Origin of the sequence: Methylotenera sp. 1P/1 (genome assembly GCF_000384355.1) — a bacterium.
Lineage (GTDB): Bacteria > Pseudomonadota > Gammaproteobacteria > Burkholderiales > Methylophilaceae > Methylophilus.
In genome coordinates this window covers 2,592,607-2,605,691 of the sequence record NZ_ARWC01000001.1, presented here as the reverse complement: position 1 = coordinate 2,605,691, position 13,085 = coordinate 2,592,607, and the positions used below count along the sequence as shown (strand labels likewise).

The window sequence follows — 13,085 nt, the reverse complement described above, 5'->3', positions numbered from 1 at the left end:
AGCGCTCTACCTAATTACTGTAACGAGAATTTAACGGGCACGTCCACAGCAGCAATCAACGCCACTTTATTTCGCATAGCGGGAATAAAACGCCAACCTTTTACGGCCTCAATCGCCGCCTCATCTAGGCGCTCATGTCCACTGGATTTTTTGAGCGTTACCTCGGTTGGCTTCCCTGCGGTATCCACTACCACATGCAACAGCACACGCCCCTGCTCGCCTAAACGCTTAGACATGCGCGGATATTCGGGCTCTGGGTTTTGCAGGTACGCCACACCAAATTTGGGTGGCTCGATTTTTTCTTCCACCACCACAGGCTCTGATTTTGGTGGCGCTTTGGCCTCAACCACCTCTTGCACTGGAGGCACTGGGTCTGGCGTTGCTTCTTTCACCTCCACCGTTGTGGCTTCCACCATACGCTCTGCTGGCACTTCTAGCGGCTGAATTTTCTCAACTACTTTTTTTAGCTTAGGTTTGGGCTGTACCACTGGTTTAGGCGGCTCAATAATCGGCACGACTTCGGGCTCTGGCGTAGGTGGCGCTATCAAACTCACTTGCATCGGTTGCGCTGGCTTTACTGGCTCTATTGTTTCTAGATTTTGTTTGGCAAGATAATAAATGCTTGCTGCGTGTGCTAGCACCACCATCAGCAATGCGATCTTTGATTTTAAGGTGCGCTCAAGCACTGGCTGCACAGGCATCAACACTTCCGACTGCACTGCAATAAGGTTTTTCACAGGCTTTTTCTGCACAGACACAACGTGCTCTGCCGAGTACACCAACGTCACTGGAGTGGCAATATTTGACTTCATGCGCAGCTTAACCCTACTTTATACTGTTGATTCATATCGCTATTTTGTCAGAATTAATTTATTTTGTTTAGTCAATCGCAGTACATAAGTCTCATTTTGGTGCTGAATCATTACTTCGTTACCGTCGCAAAACAACTTCTCACTATTTAATTTTTTAATAGAGGTAATTTTGATTGGATTACTGCATCCATCAGCATCTGCCACCATTGCAATATCCATATCTAGCAGGGCTTTTGAAGCAATACTTGTAATAATCTTCATGTTCACAATCGCCTTAGCTTAGCACCCTAAAAAGTTGGCCGACTTACATCAACCCATGTATACACATCAAGTTGAAGGCAGCCATAAAAGGAGATGCATGTTTCCATGCGGTACTACACTTAAAGCGCTGTTAGGGACGCTTTAAATTCTTCACAACTTCCATATCCTTTATTACACGCGGTTTGCGTAATATTCCACCACTTGTTGTACATCTACCGGGAACGGCACATCTTCAATGGCCGGCAAATGCGCTACGGTCACCACTTTATGTTGCTCATCCCAGCTTAACCACTCTGGACGTGCGAGCGGTAGCGCTTTCAACGTCTCTACCACCATGGGGATTTGCTGGCTGGATGGTTTCAGCGAAATTTGATCGCCCACTTTTAAACGGATAGAAGGAATATCCACACGTTTACCATTCAACAGCATGTGCCCATGGCTCACCAGTTGGCGAGCAGCAATACCTGTCGGTGCATAGCCCGCTCTAAATGCTACGTTATCCATACGCAATTCCAACAACTGCAATAAGCGCTCACCTGTTGGCTCTTTACCTTTACGCGCATCTAAAATCAAAATGCGCATTTGACGTTCGGTTAAGCCATAGTTAAAACGTATCTTTTGCTTCTCCACCAGCTTCACACCAAAGTCGGAACGGCGTTTACGTGAAGCCTTGTTGCCGTGCTGGCCCGGTGGCGTTGGTCTTGCTTCTATCGTTTTGCGTGAAAGCCCAGGCAAATCCACACCAAGCGCACGCATAATTTTGACCCTAGGGCCTGTTAATCTCGACATCTTGACTACTTTCTATGAAACTTGTTTTATCAATACTTGTTATTGCACCGTTAGCGATTGCGGCACATATTCAGATGAGTGTTGCTGCAATTCAAACTCCTGATGCGCTTGCAGTAGCGATTGCCACTGATCCAGCAACTGCTTGGATACCGTCACAATTAAATCTGTCTCGGCATACTCAGGGGCAGTTAGCGTCTGCGCCAAACCATACCCCAGCAACGCCAAATCTAATGACGGCTCACTTGCATACTGTGTTGCCACACAACATAACGACGCCATGACATCTCCTGCCGTTGGCAAATCAGGATCGTACAAACCACTCCTATATGCCATCTGATTTGTATGCATCATCATGCACTCATCTCCCAAAGAACCTAAATAATAATGATTCTCATTTGTATTGTCAACTGCACCATCGTAAAATTTGCAATTATTGCTACAAACTTGACCTATTTAACGTAAACAGTTAATGTTGAGGGTTCATCAATTTATTTCGAAATTCAAGGTTTTATGGATTCAAAAGCCCATCCCCCGGCCGAAACTAGCACCAAGTCAATTACTGGTGCAGAGATCGTTATTCGCTGCCTGAATGAGGAAAAAGTCAAATTCGTCTTTGGCTATCCGGGTGGCGCTGTGTTGCACATCTACGATGCAATCTACAAACAAAACGGTTTCAAACATATTTTAGTGCGTCACGAGCAAGCGGCTGTGCATGCGGCCGATGCATTCTCACGTGCAACAGGTGAAGTAGGCGTAGCGCTAGTCACCAGCGGCCCAGGTGCCACCAATGCAGTCACAGGCATCGCTACAGCTTATATGGACTCTATTCCTTTGGTTGTCATCAGTGGTCAGGTGCCAGTACCTGCAATCGGCATGGATGCGTTCCAAGAGGTCGATATGGTGGGGGTTACACGCCCCTGTGTTAAGCACAACTTTTTAGTGAAAGATGTGAAAGACATCGCATCGACCATTAAAAAGGCGTTTTACATTGCCAAAACTGGTCGTCCTGGCCCGGTAGTTGTCGATATCCCTAAAGACATCACAGCACACATCGCGGACTTTATCTATCCAAAAACGGTAGAAATGCGCTCGTACAGCCCAGTGTTAAAAGGCCACAGCGGTCAAATTAAAAAAGCTGTCAAATTACTATTAGAAGCCAAACGCCCAATGATTTATACCGGCGGTGGCTTGGTATTGGGTGACGGCGCTGAAGAGCTGATTAAATTAGCACGTGCATTGAACTACCCGGTGACCAACACCCTCATGGGTTTAGGCGGCTACCCTGCTACCGACAAACAATATGTAGGCATGTTAGGCATGCACGGCACGTATGAAGCCAACATGTCGATGCAAAACTGTGATGTGTTGATTGCCGTTGGCGCGCGCTTTGATGACCGCGTCATTGGCAACCCCAATCACTTTGGCAGCGTAAAACGTACCATTATTCATATTGATGTGGACCCATCTAGCATCTCCAAGCGCGTGAAAGTAGATGTGCCAATTGTTGGGCACGTGCAATCTGTGCTGGCTGAGATGAACGAGATTCTTGCGCAAGAAAAAGCAAAGAATGACATCAGCGACTGGTGGAAACAAATCAACGAATGGCGTTTGGTACATGGCGGTCGTTACGAGCAATCCAGCACTGTTATCAAACCACAATACGTAATTGAAAAACTTTGGGAAGTCACCAAAGGTGACGCCTACGTGACGTCAGATGTAGGTCAACACCAAATGTGGGCTGCGCAATATTACAAATTCGATAAACCACGTCGTTGGATTAACTCTGGTGGCTTGGGTACCATGGGCGTAGGTTTACCCTATGCAATGGGCTGTCAATTTGCGGACAGAAATGCACAAGTGGCTTGCGTGACAGGCGAAGGCAGCATACAGATGAATATTCAGGAGCTGTCGACCTGTGCACAATATCACCTGCCGATTAAAGTGATTCTACTGAACAATCGCTATTTGGGCATGGTGCGTCAATGGCAAGAATTCTTCTATGAGGACCGCTACTCAGAATCTTACATGGACAGCTTGCCAGACTTTGTGAAGTTAGCTGAGTCTTATGGCCATGTTGGCATGCAAATCACGCAGCCTAGCGACGTAGAAGGTGCTTTAAAAGAAGCGTTTGCGAAAAAAGATAAATTTGTATTCATGGACTTTATTACCGAGCAAAAAGAGAACGTATTCCCAATGGTGGAAAACGGCAAAGGCTTGTCAGAGATGGAGCTGCCTAAAGTCAAGGGAGTGAAGCAATGAAACACATCATCTCACTCTTAATGGAAAATGAAGCAGGCGCACTTTCACGTGTTGCCGGCCTGTTCTCTGCACGTGGTTATAACATTGAATCACTGACCGTCGCAGCGACGGAAGACCCCACCCTATCACGCATGACCATCGTCACGACTGGGTCTGACGACGTGATTGAACAAATTATCAAACAACTCAATAAACTGATTGATGTAGTCAAAGTACTCGACCTCAACGATGGCAAGCACATTGAACGCGAGCTCATGTTAGTCAAAGTAAAAGCCTCTGGCGTTTACAAAGATGAAATGAAGCGCATGTGCGATATCTTTAGAGGTCGCATTATTGATGTTGCAGATAATAGCTACACCATCGAACTCACCGGTTCATGCAGCAAATTAGACGCCTTTATAGAGGCCATTGATAAAACCGCCATTCTAGAAACTGTGCGTACAGGCGCATCTGGCATTGGCCGCGGCGATCGCATTTTAAAAGTGTAATCAAACCACCGCATTCCATAGATTGATTTAAATTTAATTAATACGCATTTGTATTGAAAGGCAAAAGCAGACATGAAAGTTTATTACGACAAAGACGCTGATTTAAGCATCATTAAAAGCAAAAAAGTAACCATCGTAGGTTACGGTTCACAAGGTCACGCACACGCAGCTAACCTTAAAGATAGTGGCGTAAACGTCACCATTGGCTTACGCAAAGGCGGCGGCTCATGGGCTAAAGCAGAAGCAGCTGGCCATAAAACACTTGAGATTGCTGATGCAGTGAAAGATGCTGACGTTGTGATGATTTTATTACCAGACGAAACGATGGCGGGCATTTTTGCAGCTGAAGTTGCACCAAACCTGAAAAAAGGCGCAGCATTGGCTTTTGCACACGGCTTCAACATTCATTACAACCAAATCGTGCCACGTGCAGATTTAGACGTGATCATGATTGCACCAAAAGGCCCTGGCCATACCGTGCGCTCAGAATACCTTAAAGGCGGCGGCGTACCTTCATTGATCGCTGTGTATCAAAACACTTCAGGTAAAGCGAAAGAAATTTCACTGTCTTACGCAGCTGCCAACGGCGGTACCAAAGGTGGCGTGATTGAGACGGATTTCCGTGAAGAAACAGAAACAGACTTATTCGGCGAGCAAGCAGTGCTATGTGGTGGCGCAGTTGAGCTAGTCAAAGCTGGCTTCGAAACCTTAACCGAAGCTGGTTACGCACCTGAAATGGCGTACTTTGAATGCTTGCATGAGTTGAAATTGATTGTAGATCTGATGTACGAAGGTGGCATTGCCAACATGAACTACTCTATCTCTAACAACGCAGAGTACGGTGAGTATGTCACTGGTCCACGCGTGATTGCAGACCAAGCACGTGCAGCCATGAAAGAGTGTCTCAAAAACATTCAAAATGGTAACTATGCAAAACAATTCATCTTAGAAGGCCGTACCAACTACCCAGAAATGGTTGCTCGCCGCCGCTTAAATGCAGCACATCCAATTGAGCAAGTGGGTGGTCAATTGCGCGCGATGATGCCATGGATTGCAAAAAACAAATTGGTTGATCAATCTAAAAACTAATCTTTGCATTATCCAGCTAAACCATAGTGGATATATCAATTGAGCACAGATACAGAATCTTTCTGTTCTGTGCTTTTTTATTCCCACTGAGTACGTCTAACGAATATCTAAACTACGCACAGGAATACTTGCCTTGAAACCAGCTATTTTGCTTCAGTATCTACTTCCCAAACAAGCCATCACCGCTATTGCAGGGAAGCTTGCCAATCTACGTTGCGGCAAACTAACAACCAATGTGATCCAATGGTTTATCAAGCGCTATCAAGTCAACATGGCGGAGGCACTGAATGCAGATGCAGCAAGCTACGCAACCTTTAACGAATTTTTCACGCGCCCACTCAAAACTGGAGCGCGCCCTTTAGCAAACACAGCTTTCATTTGCCCGGTGGATGGTGCCATCAGCCAATTCGGCACCATTGAACACAACCAAATTTTCCAAGCAAAAGGCCATCAATACACAACACAAATGCTGTTGGCAGGGGACGAGGCAATGGCAAATGCTTTTGACAATGGTCATTTCGCTTGCTTATATCTGAGCCCTAAAGACTACCATCGCATCCATATGCCTTGCGATGGCACATTAATCAGCATGACCTATGTGCCGGGTGATTTATTTTCCGTCAACCCTACTACCGCAGCCAATGTACCCAATCTATTTGCTAGAAATGAACGTGTTGTATGTGAGTTTGAATCTCAGCAACATGGAAAATTTGTGATGGTACTGGTAGGCGCAACCATTGTGGGCAGCATGGCGACCGCTTGGCATGGTGCGCAACAAGGAATTATCAATCCACCGCGTAGTAAACAAATTAGAACTTGGCATTACAACGATAAAGCGATTACGCTTAAACAAGGTGAGGAGATGGGTAGATTCTTACTCGGCTCAACGGTAGTGATGCTGTTTCAGCCTAATGCAATTAGATTTAACAGCGATTGGCATCCAAGCAAGAAAATTATGCTTGGAGAGGCAATGGGAAGTTAGATATACCGAGCAAGCGCCCTAACAACTTAGGGTGTTTCCACATCCAGTATCTCAATAAAGTCAGCATTTTTGGCATCTAGTACTGCTGCCATTGCTATATATCCGCTGACGATAGGCAAATAGACATAGGCTTTATATGGATGCTTCTGCTCAAACCTTTCAATACTTGCACGATTTTCAACGCTAAGCGCTTTCAGCACATTTAGCGGTTTTGCGTTTCTTAATGCTACTTGACGTTGACTATCGTAACTCACGAACAGCTTAGGAAAAACATTCCAATCTGCTCCACTGCCGGCAGCAAACACCATTTCTTGTTTTACCTTAGGATCTGTCGGTGCGACAGCCGCCACCAATTCTGGGCCACTCCACGACAAGGACTTCCACTTATCCTGGCTAGCTTTGTTTAACTCCAGATCATCTTTAAAATCAGAGGCTAGAGTGACTTTAAACAGATTCTCCTCCAACACACTAAATACTGGACGAGATTGAAACATCACATGCGCGCCATACAGTAATGCAGAAATTTGCAGCAATCCAATGATAGCCAAATCCAATTTAAGTGATTTTTTTGCTGGATTAAATACTGCCAAAGTAAGTAACGGCCCTAAACAGACATCCACGCCGGCAATAATATAAAGCAGGTCACCACCGCCTAGTAATTTGAAGAATCCATGTGGGTACCAGACAAACAACATGAGAACCAGCACCAGACCTACAACGCAGGCACTTAACAACAGGTGAATGAAAGCTGCTTTTACTCTAACCATGATTCATACTTTAATTGTTGTATAGATTAATTTTTTTTCTGCACGTATCGAAAACCTTTAGTATGCAAATGCACCGCCAACTCATTAAGCGCAGACTTATATACATCTCGTTTGAATTCAATGACATCCTCTAACGGCACCCAGTAATCGCTCCAGCGCCATGCATCAAACTCAGGTTGATTGGTTGCGCGCAAAGACACATCACTATCTCGTCCTGTTAAACGCAACAAAAACCAAATTTGCTTTTGTCCTTTGTAGCTGCCACGCCATTCGCGCCGAATCCAGCTAGTAGGCACCTCATAACGCAACCAATCCCGCGTACGCCCTAAAATTTGGACGTGATCAGGCTTAAGCCCTACTTCTTCCATCAACTCACGATACATCGCCTGCTCTGGACTCTCACCATACTTGATGCCTCCTTGCGGAAACTGCCAAGCATGCTCTCGAATACGCTTTCCCCAAAACACTTGATTGTGCGAATTGCAAAGAATAATACCCACATTGGGGCGATATCCGTCACGATCTAACATTTAGCAACAACCTTAATTATTTAGTGCAATTTTTTCATATTTTAGGCATTATTGAAAGCATTCTTTTTTGAATAAAATCTAATCAAATCAACCATTACGGGCATGTTATGAAGAATTTTGTTTGGCTTTTGGCTTTAATCATGAGCCTAAGCGCCTGCCAGCATCAAACACTGGCGTATATCACCAATCAGGGAGATCACACTGTTTCTGTCATTGATACACGCCAGCAAAAAATAATGCATACCATTGCGGTAGGCAAAGCGCCTGTTGGCATTGCGGTTTCAAAGAAGTTACAGCGTGTTTATGTGACGAATGTAGAAGGCGCTTCGATTTCAGTCATCGATAGTACTCAGCAAAAAGTTATCCAAACCATTCCAGTGAAAGGCTCACCAGTAGGCATCACTCTTTCACCAGATAATCAAACATTGTATGTAGCAGATTGGTATAGCGACCGTATCCTCGCTATCAGCACTAGCAATGTCAACTCTCAACGCGCAGTGATTGCTGGCAAAGCGCCTGCGGGGCTGGTCGTGAGTCCAGACAATCAAACGCTCTACGTGGCAGCAAGAGATAGCAATCAAGTTGTCGCCATTGATACATCATCGCTCAGTATTCAAAAGCGTATCGATGTGGGCAAGCACCCTTTTGGTATAGCGCTCAGCCATGACGGCAAACAATTGTTTAGCGTCAATGTGTATGACAACACCGTTAGCGTCGTGGAACTCACTAATACCGACCAACCACCCTATACCATCAAAGTCGGCGAGCACCCTTACTGCGTCATCGCCAATCCAGAAAACACTCAGCTGTATGTCACCAATACACAAGATGATTCTGTTAGCGTCATCGACTTAGCCACACGCAAGGTTATCACCACAATGAATGTTGGCATGACCCCAGAAGGCCTCAGCCTAGACACTGAGAACAACCTTCTACTTGTTGCCAATTGGGGAACCAATAGCGTCTCTGTGATTGATGTTGCACAGAAAAAAGTCATCTCTACCATCAAAACTGGCGACAAAAGCAGAGCTTTTGGACAATTTATTTTGCAGTAAGTATAGGTCAACCACTGCCAAGGTCAGACGTTAAATGAAGCGTGTGCAATGCACACTTAATGTTTTATAATTGTTGATTGTAGTGAATCGTAGTTTTAATCAACCTTAAAACTACATAATTTGGTACCCCGGTACCTTTACCAAAAGTATCTTTAGTACGCTTAAGTACATTAGTGGAGAATATGAATGAAAAAGTTGTTAGCGATTATCGCACTTACTGCGCTCTCTTTTAACGCAGCTGCACACGGCCCAAGCCCACAAAAAGTTGAAAAAACCATTGTCATCAAAGCAGCGCCAGCTAAAGTTTGGGCTGTGGTAAAAGATTTTGGCAATATACACGCATGGCACCCAGCCATTGCAAGCACAAAACTTGAGAAAAAAGGCGATGAAACATTCAGAACCTTAACCTTAAAAGATGGCGGCACAATCTACGAAAAATTACGTACTGCCGATGATGCTGACATGAAACTGAGATACGAAATTGTAGACGGCGTTGCACCAGTAGCTGATTACAACGCATTCATGCAAGTAACCGCTGGCCCAGGCGCTGGTGAATCTACTGTGACTTGGGTAGGCCGTTTTTACCGCACTTACAAACTCAACCCACCTATTCCTGCTGGTCAAGATGATGAAACAGCCGTTAAATTTATCACTGGCGTATTCGACAGCGGTTTGGCTAACTTGAAAAAGGTCATCGAAAACTCAAAGTAACTGGCCAGGCAACTGGCGCAACTTCAACCAACAATGTAAAACAAACCGGATCTTCCAACAAACCTTGGTGGAAATTTTGGTAATACAGATTTAAATGAAGTGATAAAAAAAGACCGCAACTGCGGTCTTTTTTCATTCAGCCACTGCCACAAGTGCGCAATATAAGCACTCATGGCAAATTTAGTACGCAATTGCAACTGCCCTAAATGTAGAAAAGTGACACTTTTTGTCAGCAAAACACTGAATAGAGGGCAGTTTTCGTCTCTATTCTCCCAATTAAAAACTTACTACAACCATACCAACGTTGCCATTCAACTTGAACTTATGATTACAAATCAACAGTTTAAAAAAAAAACTGGAAGTTGGCACAGCCATTGCTATTAGCCTTACAAGCACTGATTTAAACAACACACAGTGTGTATGCACTAACACTTAATTAAATAAAGGAAATCAACATGATGAAACAAGTACAAAAAGGCTTTACATTAATCGAGTTAATGATCGTAGTTGCAATTATTGGTATTTTGGCTGCGATTGCGATTCCAGCGTATTCAGACTATCAGTCACGTGCTAAAGTAGCAGCTGGACTTGCAGAAGTTTCTGGCTATAAAACTGCTTTTGAGTTGCGTGTAAACGATGGTCAACCTGTCGCGGACGGTGCAGATATTGGTATGCCAACTGCACCAACTGGTAACTGCACATTGACAGCAACTGGTACAACCATGAAATGTGCAATCGAAAATGCACCAACACAAGTAATCAATGCTGAAGTTACATGGACTCGCGCTAATGATGGCACTTGGAGTTGCGTAACAACGGGTGCAAGTAAAGCTGAATTTGCTCCTAAAACCTGCAAACAAACATAAGTCAGAATTAAATAGCATACTTAGTATGCTATTTTAAAAAAAGCGACTGTTAAAAGTCGCTTTTTTTAAAATAGCACCACACAAAGCCAAATATGAAAAAAAGTAAATATCAAGGTTTCACATTAATTGAACTGATGATAGTTGTTGCGATTATTGGCATTCTTGCTGCTATTGCACTTCCCGCTTACTCTGATTATCAATCAAGAACTAAAGTGACTGCTTCGTTCGCAGAAATATCTGGGGGTAGGACCGCCTTTGAGCTAAAACGTAATGATGGCGTAAGTTTGTCTATGCCATCCGACATTGGACTATCAGACACAGCCAATTGCGATGTTGAAGTCAATGACACTTCAATCACTTGCAGAATCACTAACGCACCAACTCAAGTAAACAACAAAGAAATTAAACTAGTCCGCCCTACTATCACATCAATGTGGGAATGCCAAGCACCAGCAATTGATGAAAAATTCAAGCCTAAGCCCTGTTAAGACTTTCTAAAAAATCCTTATTAAGTTTTAAACAAACTTTCTAAGCATTGCAGTTACACAAGGTAAAATGTGTAATTTCATATAGATTTAAACTCGTAATGCTAGACTACATCAAGGTTTCATCCCAACAGCACCCCACCGCATGCGTCATCTGGCTACACGGCCTAGGGGCTGATGGGTATGATTTTGAACCCGTGGTAGAGATGCTCAACCTGCCACACATTTATTTTATGTTGCCGCATGCACCCTACAAAAAAATTACCATGAACAATGGTTATGAAATGCGTGCTTGGTACGATTTGTTTGGTTTAGACAAAGACAGTCCGCAAGACGCTGTAGGCATCAAGGCATCCCAAACCGAAATTAAGGCACTTATCGCCCATGCAAACACGCTTGGCATTCCGACCAATCGCATTGCGCTTGCCGGATTTTCGCAAGGTGGTGCCATTGCACTCCATACAGCACTCAGACATACACAGACTTTGGCGGGAGTGCTGGCACTTTCGACTTACTTGCCATTAAAACACACTCTACCTGCGCAAAAATCTATTGAAAATCAATCGATTCCGATTTTTATGGCGCATGGCATTGCAGATGAAGTGATTCGCATCGATACAGCGTTGAGCTCCCGCCAGCAATTACAGGATGCGGGATACGCTGTGGAGTGGCATGAATATCCGATGGCGCATTCCGTGAATGCCAATGAGATAGCGGATATTCGTCAATTTTTACTGAAGATTTTGCCCTAATCCGACTTTATGGCGTGATAAACGCCGCAAGTTGCGAGAGTTTTGTTAAAATCTAGGCAAATTCTAAGTCAATATATTGCCAAGCACCTCATGAGCGCGCCAAATAGCGAACCCCTTCATTACGAATCTGCCATTGCAGAATTGGAATCTATTGTTACGCAATTAGAGTCCGGTCAATTACAGCTTGAGCAGTCACTCGCAGCCTATAAACGCGGCGCTGAGCTACTTAAGCAATGCCAACAGTCGCTGATAGAGGCTGAGCAGCAAGTCAGCATACTGACCGAAGCAAGTGCTTTAGCGCCCTACAACGTTGCCAGTGAATAGCCCTTCCATGACGACTCCTTTGCAGTTTGAGCAATGGTCACACGCCATGCAATCGCGCATTGAGCATGTGTTGACGACTACGATGCCTGCAGACACTGAAACACCTATAACCTTGCATCAAGCCATGCGCTACGCTGTGTTGGGTGGAGGTAAACGTGTAAGAGCTTTATTAGCGTACGCAGCAGGCGAGTTTTGTGGCGCACCGCTAGCGCATATTGATATATCTGCGGCTGCCGTAGAATTGATCCACGCATTCTCATTGGTGCATGATGATATGCCATGCATGGACGATGATGACTTACGACGCGGCAAGCCCTCTACCCATAAACAATTTGGGGATGCCACTGCTTTGCTGGCTGGAGATGCGCTACAAAGTTTGGCATTTGAACTGATTGCTAGCAATCAACTGTCCATTGAGGCTAGTCAAAAAGTCAACATCTTGTACTGTTTGGCCTTTGCAACCGGCTCTCGCGGTATGGCTGGCGGACAATCTATTGACCTAGAAAGTACTGGCATCAAATTATCTCAACCGCAACTTGCGCACATGCATGCTTTAAAAACAGGCGCTTTAATGCACGCTGCTGCCATGATGGGCGCATATACGGCGCCGAATGCTGACACACAAAAATATCAAGCAGTGGATACATTCGCCAAAGCGATTGGACTGACATTTCAAGTTGTAGACGATATTTTGGATGCTGAAGCAGATAGCGCTACTTTGGGTAAAACAGCGGGTAAAGATGCCGAGCAAGATAAATCCACTTATGTGACCCTGTTAGGATTGAACACCGCCAAATCACTGGCACAATCGTTGTATCAGCAAGCGCTTGCGCCACTAGAGGCGTACGCACAAGAAGCGGACATGCTAAGAAGTCTGGCAAGTTTCATCACTCAACGTCAATTTTAAGCCGCATA

Annotated in this window: 17 protein-coding genes; 11 read left to right on the top strand and 6 right to left on the bottom strand. The window is 44.7% G+C overall.

The window, feature by feature from the left end; translation table 11 throughout:
• Positions 1-14: 14 nt before the first annotated feature.
• The 4 genes from A3Q3_RS0112670 to A3Q3_RS0112655 all read right to left on the bottom strand — a co-directional run bounded on the left by A3Q3_RS0112670 (position 15) and on the right by A3Q3_RS0112655 (position 2,216).
• Positions 15-812, bottom strand: coding sequence for an energy transducer TonB (locus A3Q3_RS0112670; protein WP_020183967.1), 798 nt, complete (start codon positions 810-812; stop codon positions 15-17).
• Between the two features lie 39 nt (positions 813-851).
• Positions 852-1,019, bottom strand: a complete 168-nt coding sequence (gene hemP / locus A3Q3_RS0112665) for a hemin uptake protein HemP (protein ID WP_232418482.1) — start codon at positions 1,017-1,019, stop codon at positions 852-854.
• 225 nt (positions 1,020-1,244) lie between these two features.
• Positions 1,245-1,862, bottom strand: coding sequence for a 30S ribosomal protein S4 (rpsD, locus tag A3Q3_RS0112660; RefSeq protein WP_020183965.1), 618 nt, complete (start codon positions 1,860-1,862; stop codon positions 1,245-1,247).
• A gap of 39 nt (positions 1,863-1,901) precedes the next feature.
• Positions 1,902-2,216, bottom strand: a complete 315-nt coding sequence (locus tag A3Q3_RS0112655; protein ID WP_020183964.1) for a hypothetical protein — start codon at positions 2,214-2,216, stop codon at positions 1,902-1,904.
• A 156-nt stretch (positions 2,217-2,372) separates the two neighbouring features.
• Between A3Q3_RS0112655 and ilvB the strand changes: the two genes are divergently transcribed.
• The 4 genes from ilvB (at position 2,373) to asd (ending at position 6,680) form a co-directional block, all read left to right on the top strand.
• Entirely contained in the window at positions 2,373-4,121 is a 1,749-nt protein-coding gene (gene ilvB, locus A3Q3_RS0112650) for a biosynthetic-type acetolactate synthase large subunit (protein ID WP_020183963.1), read from the top strand.
• Positions 4,118-4,609 (top strand): acetolactate synthase small subunit, encoded by a 492-nt coding sequence (gene ilvN, locus A3Q3_RS0112645; RefSeq protein WP_020183962.1) that lies wholly within the window; start codon positions 4,118-4,120, stop codon positions 4,607-4,609. The genes ilvB and ilvN overlap by 4 nt, the downstream gene beginning before the upstream one ends.
• Positions 4,610-4,681: 72 nt before the next feature.
• Complete coding sequence (ilvC, locus tag A3Q3_RS0112640; protein WP_020183961.1) at positions 4,682-5,698, top strand: ketol-acid reductoisomerase; 1,017 nt, start codon at positions 4,682-4,684, stop codon at positions 5,696-5,698.
• Positions 5,699-5,831: 133 nt separating this feature from the next.
• Positions 5,832-6,680 carry an archaetidylserine decarboxylase gene (gene asd, locus A3Q3_RS0112635; protein WP_020183960.1) on the top strand — a complete coding sequence of 283 codons (849 nt, stop codon included), beginning with the start codon at positions 5,832-5,834 and terminating at the stop codon, positions 6,678-6,680.
• 26 nt (positions 6,681-6,706) lie between these two features.
• Here asd and tfpZ read toward each other — a convergent pair whose 3' ends face one another.
• Together tfpZ and A3Q3_RS0112625 are read right to left on the bottom strand one after the other, a co-directional pair.
• Positions 6,707-7,447: a TfpX/TfpZ family type IV pilin accessory protein gene (gene tfpZ / locus A3Q3_RS14210; RefSeq protein ID WP_020183959.1), complete on the bottom strand. Its 741-nt coding sequence runs from the start codon at positions 7,445-7,447 to the stop codon at positions 6,707-6,709.
• Between the two features lie 26 nt (positions 7,448-7,473).
• Positions 7,474-7,977, bottom strand: coding sequence for an RNA pyrophosphohydrolase (locus tag A3Q3_RS0112625; protein ID WP_020183958.1), 504 nt, complete (start codon positions 7,975-7,977; stop codon positions 7,474-7,476).
• Positions 7,978-8,117: 140 nt separating this feature from the next.
• Between A3Q3_RS0112625 and A3Q3_RS0112620 the strand changes: the two genes are divergently transcribed.
• The 7 genes from A3Q3_RS0112620 (at position 8,118) to A3Q3_RS0112585 (ending at position 13,077) form a co-directional block, all read left to right on the top strand.
• Positions 8,118-9,032, top strand: coding sequence for a beta-propeller fold lactonase family protein (locus A3Q3_RS0112620; protein WP_020183957.1), 915 nt, complete (start codon positions 8,118-8,120; stop codon positions 9,030-9,032).
• Positions 9,033-9,218: 186 nt separating this feature from the next.
• Complete coding sequence (locus A3Q3_RS0112615) at positions 9,219-9,743, top strand: SRPBCC family protein (protein ID WP_020183956.1); 525 nt, start codon at positions 9,219-9,221, stop codon at positions 9,741-9,743.
• Between the two features lie 458 nt (positions 9,744-10,201).
• Complete coding sequence (locus tag A3Q3_RS14550) at positions 10,202-10,609, top strand: pilin (RefSeq protein WP_025223859.1); 408 nt, start codon at positions 10,202-10,204, stop codon at positions 10,607-10,609.
• A gap of 92 nt (positions 10,610-10,701) precedes the next feature.
• The gene (locus A3Q3_RS14545) at positions 10,702-11,097 is read left to right on the top strand and encodes a pilin (RefSeq protein ID WP_020183953.1); all 396 of its coding nucleotides are present in this window, start codon (positions 10,702-10,704) and stop codon (positions 11,095-11,097) included.
• Between the two features lie 98 nt (positions 11,098-11,195).
• Entirely contained in the window at positions 11,196-11,846 is a 651-nt protein-coding gene (locus A3Q3_RS0112595) for an alpha/beta hydrolase (RefSeq protein ID WP_020183952.1), read from the top strand.
• A gap of 90 nt (positions 11,847-11,936) precedes the next feature.
• On the top strand, positions 11,937-12,170 hold the full coding sequence (xseB, locus tag A3Q3_RS0112590; RefSeq protein ID WP_020183951.1) for an exodeoxyribonuclease VII small subunit: 234 nt from the start codon (positions 11,937-11,939) through the stop codon (positions 12,168-12,170).
• A gap of 7 nt (positions 12,171-12,177) precedes the next feature.
• On the top strand, positions 12,178-13,077 hold the full coding sequence (locus tag A3Q3_RS0112585; RefSeq protein WP_020183950.1) for a polyprenyl synthetase family protein: 900 nt from the start codon (positions 12,178-12,180) through the stop codon (positions 13,075-13,077).
• Positions 13,078-13,085: the final 8 nt, after the last annotated feature.